The sequence below is a fragment of the Pseudomonas sp. SBB6 genome (assembly GCF_024213215.1).
Taxonomy (GTDB): Bacteria; Pseudomonadota; Gammaproteobacteria; order Pseudomonadales; family Pseudomonadaceae; genus Aquipseudomonas; species Aquipseudomonas donghuensis.
Genome location: NZ_JANAVH010000010.1, coordinates 103,087 through 126,240 on the forward strand (window position 1 = coordinate 103,087; position 23,154 = coordinate 126,240).

At 62.8% G+C, this 23,154-nt stretch carries 13 protein-coding genes; 8 read left to right on the top strand and 5 right to left on the bottom strand.

Going from position 1 to position 23,154, the window contains the following annotated elements:
• Window positions 1–119: 119 nt before the first annotated feature.
• Complete coding sequence (locus tag NLX68_RS19390) at window positions 120–2,357, top strand: TonB-dependent receptor (RefSeq protein ID WP_254285387.1); 2,238 nt, start codon at window positions 120–122, stop codon at window positions 2,355–2,357.
• A gap of 37 nt (window positions 2,358–2,394) precedes the next feature.
• On the top strand, window positions 2,395–4,854 hold the full coding sequence (locus tag NLX68_RS19395; protein WP_254285389.1) for a TonB-dependent siderophore receptor: 2,460 nt from the start codon (window positions 2,395–2,397) through the stop codon (window positions 4,852–4,854).
• A gap of 49 nt (window positions 4,855–4,903) precedes the next feature.
• Here the strand turns inward: NLX68_RS19395 and nfuA are convergent, their stop codons facing one another.
• Together nfuA and NLX68_RS19405 are read right to left on the bottom strand one after the other, a co-directional pair.
• A complete protein-coding gene (gene nfuA / locus NLX68_RS19400; protein ID WP_254285392.1) occupies window positions 4,904–5,488 on the bottom strand; it encodes a Fe-S biogenesis protein NfuA in 585 nt (194 codons plus the stop codon).
• 85 nt (window positions 5,489–5,573) lie between these two features.
• Window positions 5,574–7,874, bottom strand: a complete 2,301-nt coding sequence (locus tag NLX68_RS19405) for a fatty acid cis/trans isomerase (RefSeq protein WP_254285394.1) — start codon at window positions 7,872–7,874, stop codon at window positions 5,574–5,576.
• A gap of 156 nt (window positions 7,875–8,030) precedes the next feature.
• On the opposite strand from NLX68_RS19405, the gene metH reads away from it, so the two are divergent.
• Window positions 8,031–11,738 (top strand): methionine synthase, encoded by a 3,708-nt coding sequence (metH, locus tag NLX68_RS19410; protein WP_254285397.1) that lies wholly within the window; start codon window positions 8,031–8,033, stop codon window positions 11,736–11,738.
• Between the two features lie 94 nt (window positions 11,739–11,832).
• Entirely contained in the window at window positions 11,833–12,051 is a 219-nt protein-coding gene (locus NLX68_RS19415; RefSeq protein WP_254285399.1) for a DUF2970 domain-containing protein, read from the top strand.
• A gap of 261 nt (window positions 12,052–12,312) precedes the next feature.
• Here NLX68_RS19415 and NLX68_RS19420 read toward each other — a convergent pair whose 3' ends face one another.
• The gene (locus tag NLX68_RS19420; RefSeq protein ID WP_036995183.1) at window positions 12,313–13,395 is read right to left on the bottom strand and encodes an ABC transporter substrate-binding protein; all 1,083 of its coding nucleotides are present in this window, start codon (window positions 13,393–13,395) and stop codon (window positions 12,313–12,315) included.
• A gap of 217 nt (window positions 13,396–13,612) precedes the next feature.
• Between NLX68_RS19420 and NLX68_RS19425 the strand changes: the two genes are divergently transcribed.
• A complete protein-coding gene (locus tag NLX68_RS19425) occupies window positions 13,613–15,265 on the top strand; it encodes a nitrite/sulfite reductase (RefSeq protein WP_254285402.1) in 1,653 nt (550 codons plus the stop codon).
• Window positions 15,249–15,743, top strand: coding sequence for a DUF934 domain-containing protein (locus NLX68_RS19430; protein ID WP_010223700.1), 495 nt, complete (start codon window positions 15,249–15,251; stop codon window positions 15,741–15,743). The genes NLX68_RS19425 and NLX68_RS19430 overlap by 17 nt, the downstream gene beginning before the upstream one ends.
• A gap of 57 nt (window positions 15,744–15,800) precedes the next feature.
• On the opposite strand, the gene NLX68_RS19435 is transcribed toward NLX68_RS19430, so the two are convergent.
• On the bottom strand, window positions 15,801–20,717 hold the full coding sequence (locus NLX68_RS19435; RefSeq protein ID WP_254285405.1) for a DUF6543 domain-containing protein: 4,917 nt from the start codon (window positions 20,715–20,717) through the stop codon (window positions 15,801–15,803).
• A gap of 99 nt (window positions 20,718–20,816) precedes the next feature.
• Window positions 20,817–21,836 (bottom strand): protease SohB, encoded by a 1,020-nt coding sequence (gene sohB, locus NLX68_RS19440; protein WP_254285408.1) that lies wholly within the window; start codon window positions 21,834–21,836, stop codon window positions 20,817–20,819.
• A 197-nt stretch (window positions 21,837–22,033) separates the two neighbouring features.
• On the opposite strand from sohB, the gene NLX68_RS19445 reads away from it, so the two are divergent.
• Entirely contained in the window at window positions 22,034–22,744 is a 711-nt protein-coding gene (locus tag NLX68_RS19445) for a histidine phosphatase family protein (RefSeq protein ID WP_254285409.1), read from the top strand.
• Between the two features lie 56 nt (window positions 22,745–22,800).
• Window positions 22,801–23,118, top strand: a complete 318-nt coding sequence (locus NLX68_RS19450) for an SCP2 sterol-binding domain-containing protein (protein WP_028941938.1) — start codon at window positions 22,801–22,803, stop codon at window positions 23,116–23,118.
• Window positions 23,119–23,154 lie beyond the last annotated feature (36 nt).

Here is a 23,154-nt window from a genome sequence, read left to right on the forward strand (position 1 = left end):
TGAATAGCTAGCAACCACTCTCAAGAAATCCAATAAAACCCTTTAAATACAACAAGTTACAAACATGGCACAAACCCTGCTCTATCCCCTTCAACTGCACATCCGGGGAGACCAGCAGCATGCACACACTTAACCCAATCGCCAAAGGCATCGGCCTGAGCATCCTGCTGGCCAGCCAGTCGCAACTGCTCAGGGCCGACGACAGCACCACACCGGCCCTGAAGACCGTCACGGTCACCGCCCAGCACCGCGAAGAAACCCTGCAGGAAGTCCCTGTGGCTGTCACCGCGGTGCAAGGCAGCAGCATCACCGCCGACGGCGTTCGGGCCATGGGCGACATCACCACGTTCATCCCCAACGCCTCGGCGAAGAACCCCGACGGCGACGGCCGCCCGCGCTGGTACATCCGCGGCCTGGGCACCGGCGACACTGGTGCTGCCACCGTCTACCCGGTGGGCATCTACGCCGACGACGTCTACCTCAATGCGCCGGTGGCCGGCGGCGGCCCGCTGTTCGACCTGGAACGCATCGAGATCCTGCGCGGCCCGCAAGGCACCCTGTACGGCAAGAACACCACCGCCGGTGCGGTGAACATCATCTCCAAGAAGCCGGGCTTCGATACCGACGGCTTTGGCACGATCGGTTTTGGCAGCAAGAACGAGCGCATCCTCAGTGGTGCCATCGGTGGCGCGCTGGTCGATGAGCGCCTGGCCGCGCGGGTATCGCTGTACTCCGAAGAGCGCGATGGCTTCACCCACAACCTGAGCAACGACCAGACCTACGGCGACGTCAACAAGAAGGCGGTGCGCGTGCAGTTCCTGGCCAAGCTCAACCCCGACCTGGAAGCGCTGTGGAAGATCCACGGCCGCCAGTTCAAGGGCGATGGCAGCAGCGGTTCGCTAACGCTCGGCCGCTACTACAACGTCGGTTACCAGCGCCCGGAAGGCCGGCGCATCGAACTGAACGTCGATGAAGATGCCAAGCTCGACCACAACGGCACCTCGCTGACCCTGAACTGGGACATCGGCGGCTACACGCTGACCTCGATCAGCGCCTACGACTACATCCGCAACCAGCAACTCAGTGACGCCGACTACACCCCCTACGAAGTCAACGGCGCCGCCGACAGCGACAACCGCTACGACCAATACTCCCAGGAGTTTCGCCTGGCCTCGGCGCAGCAGGAAACCCTGCGCTGGATGCTCGGCGCCCACTACTTCCACGAAACCCTCGACAGCAGCGCCCTGCGCACCGTCACCCCGGGGCCGACGCCCAATGGTACGGGCTCCAACCAGACTGGCGGCGTGGTGGATTTTCGTGACCTGAGCTACACCCACAAGACCGACAGCTACGCGCTGTTCGGCAACCTCGCCTATGACCTCACCGACAACCTCACCGTGACCGGCGGCCTGCGCTGGACCACCGAGAAAAAGGACATCGACCTCGACCTGGTGCAACTGACCCGCGCCACCGCCAACGGCCCGCTGATCCCGCTGACCGCCAATGGCAGCAACGGCTCCCAGGAAGAAGCCAAGCGCTGGGATGCCTGGACCTACGACCTGACCCCCGAGTACCGCATCAACGACAACCTGCGGGTGTTCTTCCGTTATGCCCACGGTTTTCGTTCCGGTGGGTTCAACACCGGGCTGTCGACCAGCCTCGCGCAGTTGACCACGGTCGATCCGGAAGAGCTGGACGCCTACGAGCTGGGGCTCAAGTCAGAGTGGCTCGACCATCGCCTGACGGTCAACGCCAACCTGTTCTACTACGACTACCAGGACATCCAGGTCAACCTGCTGACGGTCAACAACGGCATCCTCACCACGGCGCTGACCAACGGTGCCAAGGGCAAGGTCAAGGGCGCCGAGCTCGAAATCGAGGGCCAGCCAACCGACGCCCTGCACCTGCGCGCGGCGCTGTCGTTCCTCGACACCGAATACACCGACTTCAAGAACACCAACCCCACCACCGGCGCGGTAACCGCCGACTACAGCGGCAACAGTTTCGTGCGTTCGCCGCGCTACGTGGTGTCGCTGGGGGGCGACTACACCATCCCGCTGGAAGTCGGCGGCAAGCTGGTGGCCGGTGCCGATGTCAGCTTTCGCGATCGCGAGTACTTTCTGGCCGACCGCCAGAGCAGCGCCGACCAGCCGCTCAACCAGCCGCACTACACCCTGGCCAATACCCGCCTGACCTGGTTCAGCCCGGATGAAAAGCTCAGCGTCACCGGCTTCGTCAACAACCTCACCGACCGCCGCTACCAGGTCCACGGCCGCCCCAACGGCACCGCCGGCCAGTACGTGATCACCTATGGCGACCCGCGCACCGTGGGCCTGAGTGTCACCAGCCGGTTCTGATCGCTGCACCTTTTGCGTCTTACAGGAGTCTGTTGCCATGTTCCGACCTACCCCCAAGGCCAGCGCCATCGCGCTGGTCATCGGCGGCTTCGGCGCGCCCGGCGTTTACGCCCAGGCGCCGGGCGCCAGCGACAGCAAGCTCGACACCGTGGTGGTGGTCGGCACCCGTCGCAGTGATGTCACCGCCCTGGAAAGCGCCGCCCCGGTGGATGTGCTCAGTGCCGAGCAGTTGCAGGAAACCGGCGCCCAGGATTTGTCCGGTGCGCTCACTGCGCTGTCGCCGTCGTTCAGCTTCCCGCAGTCGCCGCAAGGGGCCTTTGCCGGCTCCATTGCCCAGGGCGCTTCGTTGCGTGGCCTGGCCTCCGACCAGGTGCTGGTGCTGGTCAACGGCAAGCGCCGTCACAGCAGTGCCAACGTCACCCGCCAGGGCCTGGCCAACGGCCGCGGTGCGGCGGCGGTGGACTTGAGCCTGATTCCGCTGAGCGCCATCTCGCGGGTGGAGATCCTGCGTGACGGCGCCGCTGCCCAGTACGGCTCGGATGCCATCGCCGGGGTGATCAATATCGTGCTCAAGGAGAACGACGCCGGCGGCAACATCGGCTATCGCTTTGGCGGCTACGCCAAGGGCGACGGCCTGCAGCGCAAGCTCAGCGGCTGGAAGGGCCTGGCCCTGCCCAACGATGGTTTTCTCAACCTGAGTTTCGATGCCGGCAGCCAGGACCCGGCCAGCGACACCCGCCCGGACAACCGGATCTTTTACCCAGGCTCCACCAGCATCAACAGCGAGCGCGAACAGAACAACCGCTACCGCACCTGGAACTGGGGCTCGGGCAATGTCTCCGACCAGTACAACCTGGTGGCCAACAGCGAGATCGGCATCGGCGATGGCCTCAGCGCCTACGGCTTTGCCACCTACGCGCACAAGAACACCGACGCCGAAGGCTTCTTCGATCCGCCCACCACCCTGCGCAACAACTACGGTAGCGTGGCCCTGCAGCGCTACCCGGACGGGCGCCTGCCGATCACCCGCTACAACCTGGAAGACTATGCCGTGACCGCTGGCGTGCGTTATGAAGACGAGCAACTGGGCAAGTTCGACCTGGCCGCCAACTACGGCAACGACACGCTCAAGTCCACTGACCGCAATGCCATCAACCCCAGCTGGGGCAACGCCAGCCCGCAGAAGATCTACACCGGCGAGCGCGAAAACAAGCAGAGCAACCTGACCCTGGACTGGGTGCGCGAATTTCCCACCGCGCTGCTGGCCAAGCCGCTGACCCTGTCGGCGGGCCTGGCCTGGCGCAAGGAGCACTACAGCCTGAGTGCCGGCGAAGCGGCTGGCTGGCAGAACGGGCCGCTGTTCAACACGCTCGACCCACTGAGTGGCCGGCGCATTCCCGGTTACTACTCAGGTATCACCCAGGTCGATGCCACGTCGCTTGAACGCAAGGTGTTCGGTGCCTATGTCGATGTCGAAGGGCAGATCACCGACAAGTTCCAGGCCGGGTTGGCCGTGCGTTCCGAGCATTATTCGGACTTTGGCGACACCACCAACGGCAAGCTGTCGCTGCGCTACGACTTCACCCCGCAGATTGCCGCGCGCGGCAGCATCAGCTCCGGTTACCGTGCGCCATCGCTGGTGCAGAGCGGTTTGTCGTCGTTCAGCGTACAGGTGGTCGAGCAGCCTTCAGGCAGCGGCAACTGGGTCGAAGTACAGCAGCGCACCCTGCGCGCCGACAGCCCGGAGGCGGCCTTGCTCGGTGGCCGCGCATTGAAGCCCGAGGAGTCCACCAACCTGTCCCTGGGCCTGGTCTGGCGCCCGCTGAACAATGCGTCGGTGACCCTGGATGCCTACCGCATCGATATCGACAACCGCATCACCCTCTCCGACCAGTTGCCCAGCAACGTGGTCGGGCCGATCTTTGGCGGCACGCCCTACGCCAACATCCAGAGCGCGGCGTTCTACACCAACATCGCCGACACCCGCACCGACGGCCTGGAACTGGCGGGGCAATACCAGTGGGACTTGCAGCAGTTTGGCCGGCTCAATCTCAACGCAGGCTTTGCCAAGACCCGTACACGGATCACCGAGCTGCGCGATGTCGGCGGTATCAGCGGCGAGCAGATCGTCGGCCGCACTACCCAGGGCCTGATCGAACACGGCACGCCGGAAGACAAGCTGACCTTGAGCGCCAACTGGCTGTATGAGAACTGGGGCGTGACCCTGACCCAGCGCCGTTATGGCCAGTGGCAGAGCCTGAACAGCAGCAACCCGAACCTGGACCAGACCTTCAGCCCGCAGTGGATCACCGACCTGGACCTGAGCTACAGCTTCGACCAGGGGCTGAAACTGTCGGTGGGCGCGATCAACCTGTTCGACAGCCATCCGGACAAGCTCGAAGGGCCGCAGTTGTATGGGGTGCCGAAGTATTCGATTACGTCGCCGGAGGGGGCGCAGGGGGCGTTTTACTATGCGAGTGTCAGTTATGACTTTTGAGGCTTGAAGACCGCCATCGCTGGCTTGCCAGCGATGGGGCCCTATGGAGCTAGTAGTAGGCGTTTTCTTTCTGACTATGGTCAGTCACATCACGCACACCCTTGAGCTGCGGGATACGCTCGAGCAAGGTCCGCTCGATACCTTCCTTCAGGGTCACGTCAGCCTGGCCGCAGCCCTGGCAACCACCACCGAACTGCAGTACGGCGATGCCGTCCTCGACCACTTCGATCAGGCTGACCTGGCCGCCGTGGCTGGCCAGCCCCGGGTTGATCTCGGTTTGCAGGTAGTAGTTGATGCGCTCGTTGATCGGGCTGTCTTCGTTGACCATCGGCACCTTGGCGTTCGGCGCCTTGATGGTCAGCTGGCCGCCCATGCGGTCGGTGGCGTAGTCGACCACGGCGTCCTCGAGAAACGGCACGCTGACCGCGTCGAGGTAGGCGGTGAAGGATTTCAGGCCCACCGCCTCGTCTTCCGGCTTCTCTTCGCCCGGCTTGCAGTAGGCAATGCAGGTCTCGGCGTAGGTGGTGCCCGGTTGGGTAATGAAAATGCGAATGCCAATACCCGCGGTGTTCTGCTTTTCCAGCAGATCGGCCAGGTAATCGTGCGCGGCGTCGGTAATAGTTATGGCGCTCATGGAAGTTCCTCACAGACTTGTCGGCAGTTTACGCCAACCTGGCCGCCGAACAAAGTCCTAGTATTTCTGTCGGAAAAGATCATGTTCAAAGGTTCTCGTAGCGGTTCATGTCGAGCACGCCCGACTCTACCGGCTCGGTCTCCTTGATGTAGCTGTCGAGGTCATGGAAGTACTGCCAGAACTGCGGATGGCTGCGACGCACGCCCCAGCGCATGACAATACGCTCGAACCTGGCGGTGTCATCACGGGCCGCTTCCAGGTCCTCGACGAACTCCGGCACATCGCGGGCCGGGACGTTGAAGATGAAGTTCGGGTAGCTGCTGAGCACGCCCGGCACCAGGGTCAGGGTGTCCAGGCCCGGCTGGTAACGGTAGGCCTCGCCGAGCATGAAGGCGACGTTGCTGTGGGCGCGGTTGCGCAGCAGGCTGTAGACCTGGCGCTGGCCGCCCTGCCCTTCGATGCGCAGCATGGTCGCTTCCGGCAACTGGTTGATCACCTTAAGGCCGGCCGCCGGGCGTGATACCAGGCGGCTCAGGGCCTGTTCGACATCGCGGAACGCTTCGTTCATTTGCGGGCGCGAGCAGTAGGCGCCCTGGCAGCGGTTGATCGGGTCGGGCGTGGCATTGAGGCTGCCGGTACGCTGGATCAGCTTGAGGCCGAAGTCACGCTTGGGGTCGCGTTTGTCCAGCTTCAGCGAGCTCGGGGTGTCGGTGTCGATGTCCTCATAGTCCATCCACATCTTCACCTTGCCGCTGTTCTGGTACCAGTCGCCGAGGATCGCGCCACGGGCATCGGCCGGCATCAGGCGCAGGAAGTTGACCTCGGCGCCATTGCGGATCAGGTCGAAGTACAGCCGCGTCTGCGCCTGGTGCGAGACGTTGCCATAGACGTCGAAGTTGACCGCCAGCTGGTAATAGGTGCGCTCGAACAGCGGGTAGTCGAACAGCCAGATGGTCTTCGGCACGTCACCGATCAGGCCCTTGCTCACCGAGGCGCTGTCGAAGTGGCGGAAGATGGTCAGCAGCGCGTTGTCATTGCCGGCCCAGAGGGTCGACCAGCTCGGCGGCGGCACTTCGGCATAGGCATCGCGGCGCAGCTTTTCGTACTCGTTGCGCTTGTCGCGGTAGGCATGCCAGAGGGTCAGGATGCTGCCGACGTCGTCGATCTGCCCGGGCATGGCCAGCAGCGGCGTGGCCTGGCCGCGATACTCGGCATCGGTCAGGTAGCGGTCGTGGGCCGGTTCCTGGAACAGCGTCCAGAAGTTGTCGCGGATCACGTCGGTGGCGATCTGGCCACGGCACACCGGGCCACGGATGAAGGTGCGTACGAAGTACTCGGCGTTATCGAGCATGAACTGGTAACGGGCCACCGCCGGAATCGCTTCGAAGGTCTCGAACGGGTTGGCACGGTGGCGCGGGCCGTAGCCGGGCAGCGCATTGGCGTGCCAGTCGCCGCTGTAGAACAGCTGCTTGACGCGCTTGAGCTTGTGCGGGCCCATCGGGTAGGTGATGTGGGTTTTATGCACGATCACGCCCTGCACCGGCATCAACCGGTAGTAGAAGTCGGTGCCCGGCGGATCGTTGGGCCGGCGCGTGGCGATCAGGTCGATCGGTTGGCCGCTTGGCGTGCGCGAACGCACCCACTGGAAGAAGTGCCCCTGCTCGCCACCGACAAAATGGATGTGGGCCAGGAACAGGTGCTCGTACAGCCAGCGGCCGACCAGCGCTTCGGTCGAACCCGGGCGGTTGAGCAGCGCTTCCCAGTCGGCGATCTGCGCGGCCTCTTTGGCGCTTGGCTGAATCGGGTTGTGCTCCACCGGCGCACCGGCCGCCAGCCAGCGTTGCAGGGTCTGGTACTGGGCATCGGTGAGGCCGGTGACCGCCAGCGGCATGCCCTCTTTCGGGTGCGCGCCGGCATAGGCGTCGAACTCGCCGGGCAGCGGGCACATGTTGTTGCGGTTCAGGCCCAGGACGATCTCCTCGGGCAGCTTGGCGTTGGGCGTCAGCGGGGTCTTGTGCCCCAGCTCGAGCATCCGCGCCATCAGCGCAGCCTGGCTGCCCTGGTTGTCGAGTACCGAGTAAAAGCCCTTGCGCTGCCAGGCTTGCGTGCTGTTGGCGTCGTAGAACAGCCGCGTCGGCGCTACCGCCGTGCTGCGGTCGCCCTGGTACACCGGCACTTTCGAAGCGCCCCGCGCGGCACCCTCGGCACTGCCCAGGTTCAGCTGGCAGGCCGCGTCGTTGCAGGCGTGGCAGGCCACGCATTTCTCGGTAAAGATCGGTTGGATGTCCCGGGTATACGAAATAGCCGAGCTTGATTGAGGGGCTTGCCCCAACGCCACGCCGCTGATGAACAGAGCGAAAGCGCCGGCAAGTAAGCGATGCACCATGTGCCGAATGTCCTGGGTATTGATAGCTTCACGATTCTACCGGTGCTGGCGGCGTGCCAACATGAATGAAATTCATGTAAATCTTCAACACGTCTAAAAACCGCGCAGCTTTGTTATTATTCCGCAACTTTTGTATTTGCCCGACCAGGTAGTCCTATGTCTGACCGCAGCGCTCGTTTCCAAGCACTTCAGCAAGCACTCAAAGAGCGCATCCTGATTCTCGATGGCGGCATGGGTACTATGATCCAAAGCTACCGCCTCGAGGAACACGACTATCGTGGCACGCGCTTCGCCGATTGGCCAAGCGATGTCAAAGGCAACAACGACCTGTTGCTGCTGTCGCGCCCCGACGTCATCGCTGCCATCGAGAAAGCCTACCTGGACGCCGGCGCCGACATTCTCGAAACCAACACCTTCAACGCCACGCAGATTTCCCAGGCCGACTACGGCGTGGAAGCGCTGGCCTATGAGCTCAACCTCGAAGGCGCGCGCATCGCCCGCCAGGTGGCCGACGCCAAGACCCTCGAAACCCCGGACAAACCACGCTTCGTTGCCGGCGTACTCGGCCCGACCAGCCGCACCTGCTCGATTTCCCCCGACGTCAACGACCCGGGCTACCGCAACGTCACCTTCGATCTGTTGGTAGCAAACTACATCGAGGCCACCCGTGGCCTGATCGAGGGCGGCGCCGACCTGATCCTGATCGAAACCATCTTCGACACCCTCAACGCCAAGGCGGCGATCTTCGCCGTGCAGCAGGTGTTCGAGGAGGACGGCGTCGAATTGCCGATCATGATCTCCGGGACCATCACCGACGCCTCCGGCCGGACCCTGTCGGGGCAGACCACCGAAGCCTTCTGGAACTCGGTGCGCCACGCCAACCCGATCTCCGTGGGCCTGAACTGCGCCCTCGGCGCCAAGGACCTGCGCCCCTACCTCGAAGAGCTGTCGACCAAGGCCGGCACGCATGTCTCGGCGCACCCCAACGCCGGCCTGCCGAACGCCTTCGGCGAGTACGACGAAACCCCGGCCGAGATGGCCGTGGTGGTCGAAGAGTTCGCCGCCAGCGGCTTTTTGAACATCATTGGCGGTTGCTGCGGCACCACCCCCGGGCATATCCAGGCAATTGCCGAAGCGGTGGCCAAGTACCCGCCACGGGCCATTCCGGACATCCCCAAGGCGTGCCGGTTGTCGGGCCTGGAGCCGTTCACCATCGACCGCAACTCGTTGTTCGTCAACGTCGGTGAGCGCACCAACATTACCGGTTCCGCCAAGTTCGCCCGGCTGATCCGCGAAGAGAACTACACCGAAGCCCTGGAAGTCGCCCTGCAGCAGGTCGAGGCTGGCGCCCAGGTGATCGACATCAACATGGACGAAGGGATGCTCGATTCCCAGGCAGCCATGGTCAAGTTCCTCAACCTGATTGCCGGCGAGCCGGACATCTCCCGCGTACCGATCATGATCGACTCCTCCAAATGGGAGGTGATCGAAGCGGGCCTCAAATGCATCCAGGGCAAGGGCATCGTCAACTCGATCTCGATGAAAGAAGGCGTCGAGGCCTTCAAGCATCACGCCAAGCTGTGCAAGCGCTACGGCGCCGCTGTGGTGGTGATGGCCTTCGACGAGGTCGGCCAGGCCGACACCGCCGCGCGCAAACGCGAGATCTGCCAGCGCAGCTACGACATCCTGGTCAATGAAGTGGGCTTCCCACCGGAAGACATCATCTTCGACCCGAACATCTTCGCCGTCGCCACCGGCATCGAGGAGCACAACAACTACGCCGTCGACTTCATCGAAGCCTGCGCCTACATCCGCGACCATCTGCCCTACGCCCTGACCTCGGGCGGGGTATCCAACGTGTCGTTCTCGTTCCGTGGCAACAACCCGGTGCGCGAGGCGATCCACTCGGTGTTCCTCTACCATGCGATCCAAAATGGCCTGACCATGGGTATCGTCAACGCCGGCCAGCTGGAGATCTACGACGAAATCCCGCCAACCTTGCGCGAGAAGGTCGAGGACGTGGTGCTCAACCGCACCCCGCACGGCACCGACGCCCTGCTGGCAATCGCCGACGATTACAAAGGCGGCGGCGCGGTCAAGGAAGTCGAGAACGAAGAATGGCGCTCGCTGCCGGTGGGCAAGCGCCTGGAACACGCGCTGGTCAAAGGCATCACTGCCTTTATCGTCGAAGACACCGAAGAATGCCGCCAGCAGTGCGCGCGCCCCATCGAGGTGATTGAAGGCCCGCTGATGAGCGGCATGAACGTGGTCGGTGACCTGTTCGGCGCCGGCAAGATGTTCCTGCCCCAGGTGGTCAAATCGGCGCGGGTTATGAAGCAGGCGGTGGCCCACCTGATCCCGTTCATCGAGCTGGAAAAAGGCGACAAGCCCCAAGCCAAGGGCAAGATCCTCATGGCCACGGTCAAGGGTGACGTGCACGACATCGGCAAAAACATCGTCGGCGTGGTGCTGGGTTGCAACGGTTATGACATCGTCGACCTCGGCGTCATGGTCCCGGCCGAGAAGATCTTGCAGACTGCTCGCGAGCAGAAGTGCGACATCATCGGCCTGTCCGGGCTGATCACCCCGTCGCTGGACGAGATGGTCCATGTTGCCCGTGAGATGCAGCGCCAGGACTTCCACCTGCCGCTGATGATCGGCGGCGCCACCACCTCCAAGGCGCACACGGCGGTGAAGATCGAGCCCAAGTACAGCAACGACGCGGTGATCTACGTCACCGACGCCTCGCGTGCCGTGGGGGTCGCCACCCAGTTGCTGTCCAAGGAGCTCAAGCCGGGCTTCGTCGAAAAGACCCGCCAGGACTACGTTGAAGTCCGCGAGCGCACCGCCAACCGCAGCGCCCGCACCGAGCGCCTGAGTTACGAGCAGTCGATTGCCGCCAAGCCGAAATACGACTGGGCCGCTTATCAGCCGGTGGTACCGAGCTTCACCGGCGTCAAAGTGCTGAAGGACATCGACCTCAAGGTGCTGGCCGCCTACATCGACTGGACGCCGTTCTTCATCTCCTGGGACCTGGCCGGCAAGTACCCGCGCATCCTCACCGACGACGTGGTCGGCGAAGCGGCCACCGCGCTGTTCAAGGATGCCCAGGAAATGCTCGCCAAGCTGATCGACGAGAAGCTGATCAGCGCCCGCGCGGTGTTCGGTTTCTGGCCGGCCAACCAGGTCAACCATGACGACATCGAAGTCTATGGCGCCGACGGCCAGCCGCTGGCACAACTGCACCACCTGCGCCAGCAGACCATCAAGCCGGACAACAAGCCGAACTTCTCCCTGGCCGACTTCGTTGCGCCAAAAGAGACCGGCATCACCGATTACGTCGGTGGCTTCATCACCACCGCCGGCATCGGCGCCGAGGAAGTGGCCAAGGCTTACCAGGACAAGGGCGACGACTACAACTCGATCATGGTCAAGGCCCTCGCCGACCGCCTGGCCGAGGCCTGCGCCGAGTGGCTGCATGAACAGGTGCGGAAAAACTACTGGGGTTATGCCAAGGACGAGCACCTGGACAACGAGGCGCTGATCAAGGAGCAGTACGCGGGTATCCGCCCTGCCCCGGGCTACCCGGCCTGCCCGGACCACACCGAGAAGGAAACCCTGTTCCGCCTGCTCGACGGCACCGCCATCGGCGAAACCGGCCCCAGCGGCGTGTTCCTCACCGATCACTTCGCCATGTTCCCGGCGGCGGCGGTCAGCGGCTGGTACTTCGCTCACCCGCAGGCGCAGTACTTTGCCGTGGGCAAGGTCGACAAGGACCAGGTGCAGAGCTACACGGCGCGTAAAGGTCAGGACCTGAGCGTGAGTGAGCGCTGGTTGGCGCCTAACCTCGGCTATGACAACTGAGTGATCGCGGGGCAAGCCCGCTCCTACAGTGGGAGCGGGCTTGCCCCGCGATGCGGTCTACACTCATGGGGATGCCTTCTACAAGGAGCCCCTCATGGACGAACCCGCCCAAGGCAAACCCCCGACCTTCTGGCAGATGCTGCAAAGCATCCTGGCGGCGGCGTTCGGGGTGCAAAGCGGCAAGAACCGCGCCCGCGACTTCAACCACGGCAAGGCCAGCCACTTTATTGCGCTGGGCACCGTGTTCACCTTGATTTTCATTCTGGTACTGATCGGGCTGGTGCAACTGGCCATGCACCTTACCGCCCGCTAAACAGCAGTCCGCCCGCAGATATCCCTTCTGCGGGCGGTTCACTGTTACCCATCGCGTGATGTCACTGGTGGCTGACCCAATACACGGCGGTCACCACCACCAGGATGATCAGACAGAGTATCGCCCAGGCATCGACACTGCTGTCAGGCTTACCCGCTTTGGTCGAATTTCCCATTGCATCGCCTCTTGTAGTGGTTATGGGAATGCATGTAACCCGTTGCAGTTAAGTCCAGCAATGGCCATTGCTCAAGCAGGGGCATTTCAATATTCGACGGGGGCCTTGAGGAACGGATAACGGTAGTCGCCCGGGTGCCCTTGGGCGCTAAAACGGTTGAAATCCAGGCCGTAGTCGGCCTGCTCCTGCAGGTTCAGCCAGCGCCGCGCTCGCAGCGGGTCGATCATTTGCAACACCGGCACCTGATGTTCACGGCGCCCGTCCCGATCAATTGGCAGTTTCAACGCATCATCGTGCAGTAACACCATGGCCCAGCCGCCCAGGGAAAAGTGCCCGCCCATGAGCACGCTCAGGCGCCCGTCAATGCGCGCCTGCAGCGCCGCCGACGAACTGTTGACGGCACTGAACAGCACGTCCTTGCCCGGCACATGTCCAGCCTCGACAACCGCCTGCATGGCACCAAAGGCCATCTCGTCATTGGCCGACCACACCAGCTCGATCTTCGGGTAGCGCTGTATCAATTGCTTGGCCTGCTCATAGGCGCGCTCCCTGCCCCAGCCGCCATACACCACCTGGCGCAGGCGCACTTCAGGGTGCTCGGCCAGGGCGCGGCGCATACCCTGCTCGCGCAATTGCGAGGCCGGGGTGGTCTTGAGCCCGGAAAACGCCAGCAGTTCCAGCGGCCGGGTCAGGCCCGGCTGCGCGCGCAGGGCGATCAATTGCTTGAGCATCTGGTAGCCAGCCTGCTCGTCGTTGCCCACCAGGGTGCCGAGCAACGGCGGGTATTTGTCCGGGTGGCTGTCGATCAGTTCGGCCTGGTTCGGGGTCAGGCCGTTATTGACTAGAAACAGTTTGACCCCGCTGTCACGGGACAGTCGGATGATCTCCGGGGCGATGTACTGCTCGTTGACCAGCACCAGGTAGTCCGGGCGCCGCTGACCTTCGAGCACTTCCCGGGCCTGGGTCAGCGCCAGCTCCGGCCGGCGTTCGCTGTACTGGATACTCAGCTGCATGCCCAGGTCGTCGGCGGCGGCCTGCATGAAACGCGAATAACTGACCCAGAAGGTCTCGTTGGAATAGCCCGGATTGAGAAACACCACTGAAGCCGCCTGTGCGCCAGCCACCACTGGCAGGCTCAGGCAAAGGCTTTGGCACAAGGCCTTGAGCATGCGTTAACGCTCCCGCTATTCAAACCACCGATTATAACCGCCCGTAGTGGCACATTGGCTAAACGCCAGTCAGTCTCACTTAGTCCAAATGGTTCTTTTCATATGCAAAAACTTCACTTTTGCGCATAAACGCAAACTGCTATCTTTCTTCGGCTCCGCATCGGAGTGCGCGGCCGTGCGCGCGATTAGCTGCAAGCAGCTTGAGAACAGGACCCCTATGTACGTATACGACGAGTACGATCAGCGGATCATCGAGGACCGCGTCAAGCAGTTCCGAGATCAGACCCGCCGCTACCTGGCCGGTGAACTGAGCGAAGAAGAGTTCCGCCCCCTGCGCCTGCAAAATGGCCTCTATATTCAACGTTTTGCCCCGATGTTGCGGGTCGCCGTGCCTTATGGCCAGCTGACGTCGCGTCAGACACGGATGCTGGCGAAGATCGCGCGCGACTACGACAAGGGCTACGCCCACATCAGTACCCGGCAGAACGTGCAATACAACTGGCCTGCCCTGGAAGACATCCCGGAGATTCTGGCCGAGCTTGCCACCGTGCAGATGCACGCGATCCAGACCAGCGGCAACTGCCTGCGCAACGTCACCACCGACCAGTTCGCCGGTGTCGCTGCCGATGAAGTGATCGACCCGCGCCCGTGGTGCGAGATCGTTCGCCAGTGGACCACCTTCCACCCCGAATTCGCCTACCTGCCGCGCAAGTTCAAGATCGCCATCAACGGCTCGAGCAGCGACCGCGCGGCCATCGAAGTGCACGATATCGGCCTGGAGCCGGTGTACAACGCAGCCGGCGAACTGGGTTTCCGCGTACTGGTCGGTGGCGGCCTGGGCCGTACCCCGGTGGTCGGCGCCTTCATCAACGAGTTCCTGCCCTGGCAGGACCTGCTCAGCTACCTGGACGCGATCCTGCGCGTGTACAACCGCTACGGCCGTCGCGACAACAAGTACAAGGCCCGGATCAAGATACTGGTCAAGGCGCTCACCCCTGAAGTGTTTGCCGAGAAGGTCGAGGCCGAGATGGTCCACCTGCGCGGCGGCAGCAGCACCCTGACCGAAGCCGAAGTGCACCGTGTGGCCAAGCACTTCGTCGACCCAGACTACAAGGCGCTGGACAACCTCGACTTCAGCGAACTCGAACAACAGCACCCAGGCTTTGCCCGCTGGCGCACGCGCAACGTGCTGGCGCATAAAAAGCCCGGCTACGTGGCCGTGACCCTGTCGCTCAAGCCCACCGGCGTGGCCCCGGGCGACCTGACCGACAAGCAACTGGATGCCGTCGCCGACCTCGCCGAGCGCTACAGCTTCGGCCAGCTGCGCACCTCCCACGAGCAGAACATCATCCTCGCCGACGTCGAGCAGCGCCAGTTGCACGCCTTGTGGCTGGAGCTGCGCGAAAACGGCTTCGCCACGCCGAACATCGGCCTGCTGACCGACATCATCTGCTGCCCGGGCGGTGACTTCTGCTCCCTGGCCAACGCCAAGTCGATCCCGATCGCCGAATCCATCCAGCGCCGTTTCGACGACCTCGACTACCTGTTCGACATCGGTGAGCTGGACCTGAACATCTCCGGTTGCATGAACGCCTGTGGTCACCACCACGTCGGCCATATCGGCATCCTCGGGGTGGACAAGAAAGGCGAAGAGTTCTACCAGGTCTCCCTGGGTGGCAGCGCCAGCCGCGACGCCAGCCTGGGCAAGATCCTCGGCCCTTCCTTTGCCCAGGACGACATGCCGGATGTGATCGAGAAGCTGATCGACGTCTACGTTGAAAAACGTACCGAAGACGAGCGCTTCATCGACACCTACCAACGTATTGGCATCGACCCATTCAAGGAACGCGTCTATGCAGCGAATCATTAAGAACAATCAGATCGTCGACGAAACCTGGCACCTGCTGCCCAAGGACTTCAGCATCGACGAAGTGACCAACTGCGACGACTACATTGTTCCACTGCAGCTGTGGCGTGAACACGGCCATATGCTCATGGCCCGCGACGGCGGCCTGGGCGTGTGGCTGGACGCCGATGAAGAAGCAGAAGAGATCGGCGAAGTCGCCAACCAGTTCCAGGTCATTGCCCTGAACTTCCCGGCCTTCACCGACGGGCGCAACTACTCCAATGCGCGTCTGTTGCGTGACCGCTACAAGTTCACCGGCGAGCTGCGCGCCATTGGCGACGTACTGCGTGACCAGTTGTTCTACATGAAGCGTTGCGGCTTCGACGCCTTTGCCCTGCGTGCCGACAAGGACCCGGTCGAAGCGCTGCAAAGCCTGCAGGACTTTTCGGTGACCTACCAGGCCGCCACTGACGAACCGCAACCGCTGTTCCGTCGTCGCTGATGCAAAACGGCGCCCGTGCCTCACTCGGTACGGGCGCCAGTTGCACTGCCAACAGGGTTACAAACGGGTAACCTGATCCGGCACGCTATTCCAGATATCCGTCGTCAGCGTCTCGATCAAGCGCTGCTCGTCCAACGTGCGCCGTTGCCCAATGGTTTCCGAGCGTGTGCGGTACGCCTGGTCGCTCATCGTCTGCTTGTCGGCGTCCAGTGCTTCCAGCCGGGCAAAGTAAGGCTTGTTGGCCTCATCGAAACGCGCCGCATAGCGCATTTTGAGAAAGTCGATCCAGAAGTCCCGCCCCGAAATACCCGCCTTCAAGGATTCCGGCGTCTCCCCCTCCAGCACCTCGGTTGCGGCGCTGTCCAGTTGCGCTGCGGTGACATTGGCCATGTGTTCGAACAGCATGCCTTTTGCCTGACCTGGCAACCCCAGACGCTCAGCCAGCCCTACACGGTAAGCCAGGCGCACTTCGACGTCGTCAACCCTGAGCCCTGCCGCACGTCGGGCAGCAATATCACGCAAGGCAATTGCCTCCACCGTATCCAGGCGGCTCAAGCCACGGGCCAGATCGATCAGGGCATACTCGGCACCCACTACAGTGCCGGCCTCCTTCGCCCGCTCCACCAACACCAGCACCTCCATCTGGCTGAACACGAGTATGACGCCGTCGGCGCAGGTATCCAGGCGATCGACGAAGGCGAACAGTTTCTGGCGCACCCGGTCATAGTCGTGGGCGGCCGTGAGCATCCCCCAGACGCGCTCGCGCAACCCCGCGTAGTCACGGCGAAAATCGGCCGTGCCGCGCAGATCGTTGAGCAAACGGAAAAACTCGCCACTGCCCGGATCCTCAGACAAGGCTTGCCAGTAACCTTTTATCTGCGCCGCCCTGGCAGCGTCGGCGCCAGTCAGCCAGAGGGCCGAAGCCTGAGCTGTTGATGAAGGTGCGTCGACATGGGGTTCGCGTACCGTCTCCAACACCCCCAGCGTCACCCCCGTGCGCTGGCGGTAAGCCTCCAGCTGCCCAAGGCTGAAGGCGTCCAGAGGATTGCCATGCAGGGTGGTGATGCCATTGATCCGCTGAACCCGCTGCGCGCCTGCCCTCGGCGCCAGTACCGCGTCGGGTATACGGGTGATCAGGTTGTCGCGCAGATCCAGCACGGCCAGCCTCTCAAGCTCGAGCACGCCTTCAGGCCAGGTGCGGATGCCGGTGTTTTTCAAGGACAGATTGATCAGCTCCCGCAATGTTCCGACAGCAGGTGGCCGGCCAAGCGGATTGTTATCCAGATACAGGAGTTTCAATTGCGTGAGTCGCCCGAGCACCGCCGTTGTCGTCTCGTTCATCAGCACGCGGTTATCGCGCAGGTCCAGTCGGGTCACCCCTTGCAGCTCGCCGATGGCGTCGTCAAGCCCGGTCAGTCGATTACCTCTGAGGTCGAGCCAGCGCAGTCTGCTGAAAGCTCGCAGGAAGCCTGCCGGCACCGCCTGCAGATCCATGAGCGTGAGGCTCAGGTCGGCGATGTGACTGAAGTCTGCGGACACTACCGGCAACGCCCCCAGGCGCAGGCCGCCCAGGTCCAGGCGGTAGCCGACAAAGCGCCCGTCGGCGGAGCGGACGCGGGCCGTTTCCCGGCGCCAGGCTTTCTTGATTTTCTCGGCAACCTGGCGCAGCACCCGTTCATGGACAACTTGGATGCGATCGTTGCCTGCATCCGTGTATTGCCCACGCTCGACCCACTGATTCAAGGTATCGGTCAACTGCCTGTATTCACTGCGACGACGCTCCAGTGCTTCGAGCCTTTCGGCATCGGTCAGCCCCAGCTCTTCAAGGAAGCGTTCAGCCTGCTCCGGCTCCATGATCGGGTAGAGGCTGCGCAGCTGATTGAGCAAGCCACTGTCGAAACGGCGGTCGCCAGCACCGCGACCGCTGAGCGGATAGCCGATACGGCCATCGGCCAGGCGCATGGGCGTACGCAGCCAGGGGCGTACAGGTTGCTGGCCGATTAGTTTCGCGGCCCGAAGCCGGTCACCGCTCGCCAGTGCCGTCAATTGCGTACGCAGGCGCATGGGCTGGTAAAGCTGCAGCCCCAGCGCCTGGCGCTCACTGTCAGGCAGGGCCTTGAGCAGTGCGCCGGCCATATCGTCGTTGACCGTCAACTCGTTACCTTCGGCATCATAGGCGCTGTAACGGCCGTCTTTGCGCAGCAAGGTCTTCAGTGTTGCGTCAGGCTCTCCAGCGGCCATAAGCAACTGGCCATCAGACGTGCCTTCATGCACCTGCAGGCGCACCTGGCCGCTCCAGCCGGGCAAGTGTTCCAGCAGACGGACCATCAGCCGGTCACTGTCCAGGCTCGCCAGCCTGGGTTCGAACATCCCTTCCATGGCGCGGTTCAGGCGAACCTGGCGCTGGTACAGCCGGGCTTCTTCAGCCAGGCGCAGGGGAACCCGGGCAAGTACTTGGCGCATTTGCTCCCGCTCAGCCGGGGTCGCATGGCCAACCAGCTCTTCGGCGGCGTGTAGTGGCAGCGAGGGGAAGCTTCGCTGCAGCAGGCGCGCTTCAGCGCTGGCCTGCTGGCCAGGGGTGGCATAGATACTGTCGAAAATGGCCACGCGCCGTTGTTCAGCACGGGTCGCCAAGGCGTCGCGCAGCACCTGCAATCGTTCGCTTCGCGGCACATGGACACCCACCAGGCGCTTGATGGCCTGCTCATCCAGACGCTGCAGAATCACTTCCGGCAAGCGGTTGTCGTGCAGCTCACTCATCAACACCTTGAACGTCTCGGTATCGGGCCACCGATCGAGGCCGTAGATAACTGAATCGCCCGATAACCCGGCGCCTCGAAATACCTCGATCGGCAGGCTCAGCCAGCCTGGCAGCTCTGTCGCCAGTACCGCACTGAATCCGTGGCCAATACCTCCTGGCGAGCCGCTGCGCAGCTTGCCGATCCAGGTATCGAGCTGGCGATCCAGGCGCAAACGCTGCAGGGTATCGGCCAGCAGCGGTGGCAGTGCCCGCTGGCCAGCATGGACCGCGCGCAAGGTATCATCACCGATACCACTGATATCGCCCGCCTGGAGCAAATCGACGTCACTGAGCCCCTCGGTGGCGTGCCCTAGTCGGCGCAGCAACTGCAAACGGCTCCAGCTCAACGGCTGCTCGCCATGGGCCAGCCAGGCACCCTCGTTGTTGTGATCGAGCAAGGGCCGGTAGGCCGTTGGGTCAGATGGATGCAAGACCTGCCACTGGCCGTCGCCTGCCTGGGCAACCTCAAAGCTGTCGCTACCCAGGCGGATGTAGCGCTTTCCATCTGCCAGGTAATGACCTTTGGCATCAGCTTCGATCCCCTCCAGGTCCACTGCACGGGCGTAATCGCCCAGCGCAGGCTGCCATAACCGCTGCTGACCGTCTGGCAACCTGACCTTGACCAGGCCATTGAACACCTCGCTGGCCGCGACCGGCTCGAGCGCCCTGCCGGCGACGCCCAACCCGGCGACGACGGCGATGTTGAGGCCGACCGATTTGAGGTGCGCCCAGGCTTCGTCCAGATCGCCAGCCTCCCAGGCGTGGGCCCCTTCTACCACCTCGCCGATCAGTTGCGCCGCAGCCACTGCAGCCATCACCACACCGAGCGAAGGAACAAAGAACGCGGCGGCATTGAGCAGGTTGAAACCGATCGACTCCCAGTAAGCGAGACGGGCGCGCCAGGCCTGGTCGTCGGCGTCGGCACTCGGCACCGCCAGGGCGCGGGCGTCATCCTTGATCTTCTGCACATGGCGATCCTGCAAATAGCCAAACAGCTCCTGGTCGATAAACGTCTCGCGCACATGCAGGTTGGCGCCCGGGTTCGGCCGCCGCCAGTACAGGCCATCGCCATCATTGACCAGGTGGTACAAAGTATCCTGCAGCCGCGACAGCACATGTTCTTGCGACGAGTGCGGCACATAGCTGCGCAGCAGTGCCTGGTAAGCGGGTTGGCGTAATCTGACCTTGAGGTCGTCCCTGGCCGCGCGCACCGACGGGTACTCCTTGAGCGGCGCGTCGGGCGCCCCTGGCAGGTAAAGGATCACGGGTTCGACGCCAGTGTCGTCACGCTCGGGCCCGATCACCAGCACCTCGGACAACGGCACGCCAAACATGCTCAGCTGACTGCAGCGCACCGGCTTGCCACCCCAGCGTGGTGCCTGCGCGCCCTGGACCAGCTCCAGCAGCACCGCGCGAGCCTGCTCGCTGATCTGCTGTTTGAGAAAAGCGACCTGCAGACGGACCCGCAGCAGGTCCTTGTACAGTTCGATGGCCAGGGTACGGCGCCTGGCGCTGCTGCGCGGATGCTCGAACACCTCGTTCAGGTGGCGCTGGTACTGCCCACCCAGATCCAGGTCATGGCACAAGTGGGCAAATGCCTGGGGAGCGATATCGAGCTTTTGCGAGTAGCGATAGCGAAAGCGCGGGTAGCCCTGCTCGCTACCCGGCACCAGTTCAAGGAAGAACGCATCCTTGGGGGCCAGTGCGGTACCGTCTTCAAACTCGCTGTCGGCGGCAAAGTTCTGCAACGCGGCCTGCATCAGGCGCTGGCGGCGCGGGATGGTCTTGAGCATTGACTCCAGCAACACCGATTCGCGCTCGATACGCACGAACTCATCGTTGTCGATATCAGGCTCGGCACCGAGGTCAGCCTTGAGGCGGGCCTTGAGCAAGGGTTCGCAAAACGCGCCAATGCCCTTGAAGTCCTTCAGCTCACGGGCCAGGCGTTGCCCGGAACGGCGGCTGCGCATCTGGTAATCGGCCAATAGCTTTTTTTCAACCTCGCTGACGGCCGTAAACCAGTCGCCCTGGTCGCGACCGTGCTGTTCCGGCAGCAGGTGAGCACCCATCTGGTCGAAGTTGTCGGGCCTGGCATGCCTGATCCAGGCGGGCAGGCGTTGCAAGATGAAGGGGCCATGCAGGCCGGGAACAGATACTGGAGGGGGGGTGGTCATGGCAAGTCTCCTGTTGGCTTGAACGCCTAGGAGACCTGCCGGCAGCACCACCTGGGTGCTAATTAATGCTTGCGCATTGCGCGCCGCGGGGGTTGCCGGTTACCAAAGACGCCCACTGAGACGGCTCCAGAGCTTGACCGCCAGGTGCTCGAGCGAACCACTGGCCGCCAGGCCGACGCGCTCCTGCAGGCTTTTGCGTTCGGCAAAGTGCAGGTGATAGAGGTTGGCCTCACGGGCGCGCTGGCTCAGGTACTCATCGCTGGTCATCAACTGGTCGACCAGTTGCTTGTTCAGCGCCGCAACGCCGAGCCAGACTTCACCGGTAGCCACATCATCAATGTGCAACTGCGGGCGATAGCGCGAGACAAAATCCTTGAACAACTGGTGGGTGACGTCCAGGTCTTCCTGGAACTTCTCCCGGCCCTTCTCGGTGTTCTCGCCAAACACGGTCACGGTGCGCTTGTATTCCCCGGCAGTGAATACCTCGAAGTCGACATCGTGCTTTTTCAGCAGGCGGTTGACATTGGGCAGCTGCGCCACCACGCCGATCGAGCCGAGGATGGCAAACGGCGCACTGACGATCTTGTCACCGATGCAGGCCATCATGTAACCACCACTGGCGGCGACCTTGTCGATGCACACCGTCAACGGCACGCCAGCCTGGCGGATACGCGCCAGTTGCGAGGCCGCCAGGCCATAGCTGTGAACCATGCCGCCGCCGCTTTCCAGGCGCAGCACCACCTCGTCCTGGGCCGTGGCCAGGCTCAGGACGGCGCTGATTTCATGGCGCAGGCTCTCGGTGGCCGAGGCCTTGATGTCGCCATCAAAGTCGAGGACGAACACCCGGCTTTTTTCTTCAGGCTTTTTCTTCTGCTGTTTTTCGGCCTTGGCCTGCTGCTTGCGCAGGGCCTTGAGCTGGGCCTTGTCCAGCAGGCTGCTTTCCAGGCGCTCGCGCAAGTCCTTGTAGAACTCGTTGAGCTTGTTGACCTGCAACTGCCCGCCGCCCTTGCGCCGGCCCTTGCCGCGCAAACCGGCAATCGCCGAGAGGACAATCAGAATCGCGATCACCAGGGTCGCGGTCTTGGCGAGAAAGCTTGCGTACTCTGCAAGAAACTCCACAGTAACTCCTTAACATGCCGGCGCCCGTACGGCGCGAACCGATAGTCAAGCATACCGAGGCGGCCTTGACCCTGCCAGCGTAGGAAATCTTCGGCAATGCAGTTCAAACGCTCTTTTCAAACGCTTGTATGTTTTTTCGTTGACAGCCCGACAGTGGCAACCTAACCTCGGCTCATCCTTAAGTGCAGGCGGACGACGTGGGCAGTATCTACCTGATTCGACATGGCCAGGCTTCATTTGGTGCAGACGACTATGATGTCCTCTCGCCCGTGGGCATGCGCCAGAGCGAGGCCCTCGGCGAGCACTTGGCGCAACTGGGCCTGCGCCTGGACCGCTGCCTGGCCGGCGACCTGCGCCGCCAGCAGGATACCGCGCGCCTGGCCTTGGCCGTCATGCACAACGCCGGCTGTGAAGTAGCTGCGCTGGAAACCGACAACGCCTTCAACGAATTCGACGCCGATGGCGTGATCCGCGGCCTGCTGCCCGGCCTGCTGCCGGACGAGCCCGAAGCCTTGCATGTGCTGCGCAACGCCACCCAGAACCGCAACGAATTCCAGCGCCTGTTCGCCTTGCTGGTACAGCGCTGGCACGCTGGCGAACATGCCTGCGAAGGCGCCGAGAGCTGGCAGGGGTTTGTCCAGCGTGTCGACGGCGGCCTGCAGCGGGTGTTGCAGCAGGCCGGCAACGGCGACAACATTGCCATTTTTACCTCGGGCGGCACCATCGCCGCCCTGCTCCACCTGGTGACCCGTATCACTGCCGGCCAGGCTTTCGAGCTGAACTGGCAGATCATCAACACCTCGCTCAGCCAATTGAAGTTTCGTGGCCGCGAGGTGGCCCTGGCTTCCTTCAACAGCCAGGCGCATGTGCAGCTGTTGAAGGCGCCGGAGCTCATCACCTACCGATGAACCCCGGCTCGTTGTGACCTCAACCGTCACGCAAATCACTTAATAAGGAACACACCATGAGCGATGTAGCAAAAGCCGTCGAAGCGATGAAAGCCAAATTCAACCCAGCCGCTGCCGCCGGCCTGGACCTGGTTTTCGGTTTCAACATCACTGACGAAGACAAGCACTACGCCCTCATCGTCAAGGATGGCACCTGCGAAATCCAGGAAGGCGAAAACGCCGACGCCAACTGCACCCTGGTGCTGGACAGCGAAACCCTCAAAGGTATCGTCAGCGGCGACACCGACGGCATGCAGGCTTTCATGGGCGGCAAGCTGCGCGTTGAAGGCGACATGATGCTGTCGATGAAACTGAGCGAGCTGTTCCCGGCCTGATCGGCTTGCAGCAATAAAAAAACCGAAGCCTGGGCT

Excerpts from the sequence above, each read along its gene's own strand:
- NLX68_RS19420 (WP_036995183.1), bottom strand. The coding sequence starts at position 13,395 with ATGCTCAAGGCCTTGTGCCAAAGCCTTTGCCTGAGCCTGCCAGTGGTG.
- NLX68_RS19395 (WP_254285389.1), top strand. The coding sequence starts at position 2,395 with ATGTTCCGACCTACCCCCAAGGCCAGCGCCATCGCGCTGGTCATCGGC.
- nfuA (WP_254285392.1), bottom strand. The coding sequence starts at position 5,488 with ATGAGCGCCATAACTATTACCGACGCCGCGCACGATTACCTGGCCGAT.
- NLX68_RS19430 (WP_010223700.1), top strand. The coding sequence starts at position 15,249 with ATGCAGCGAATCATTAAGAACAATCAGATCGTCGACGAAACCTGGCAC.
- NLX68_RS19425 (WP_254285402.1), top strand. The coding sequence starts at position 13,613 with ATGTACGTATACGACGAGTACGATCAGCGGATCATCGAGGACCGCGTC.
- NLX68_RS19435 (WP_254285405.1), bottom strand. The coding sequence starts at position 20,717 with ATGACCACCCCCCCTCCAGTATCTGTTCCCGGCCTGCATGGCCCCTTC.
- NLX68_RS19390 (WP_254285387.1), top strand. The coding sequence starts at position 120 with ATGCACACACTTAACCCAATCGCCAAAGGCATCGGCCTGAGCATCCTG.
- NLX68_RS19415 (WP_254285399.1), top strand. The coding sequence starts at position 11,833 with ATGGACGAACCCGCCCAAGGCAAACCCCCGACCTTCTGGCAGATGCTG.
- metH (WP_254285397.1), top strand. The coding sequence starts at position 8,031 with ATGTCTGACCGCAGCGCTCGTTTCCAAGCACTTCAGCAAGCACTCAAA.
- NLX68_RS19450 (WP_028941938.1), top strand. The coding sequence starts at position 22,801 with ATGAGCGATGTAGCAAAAGCCGTCGAAGCGATGAAAGCCAAATTCAAC.
- NLX68_RS19405 (WP_254285394.1), bottom strand. The coding sequence starts at position 7,874 with ATGGTGCATCGCTTACTTGCCGGCGCTTTCGCTCTGTTCATCAGCGGC.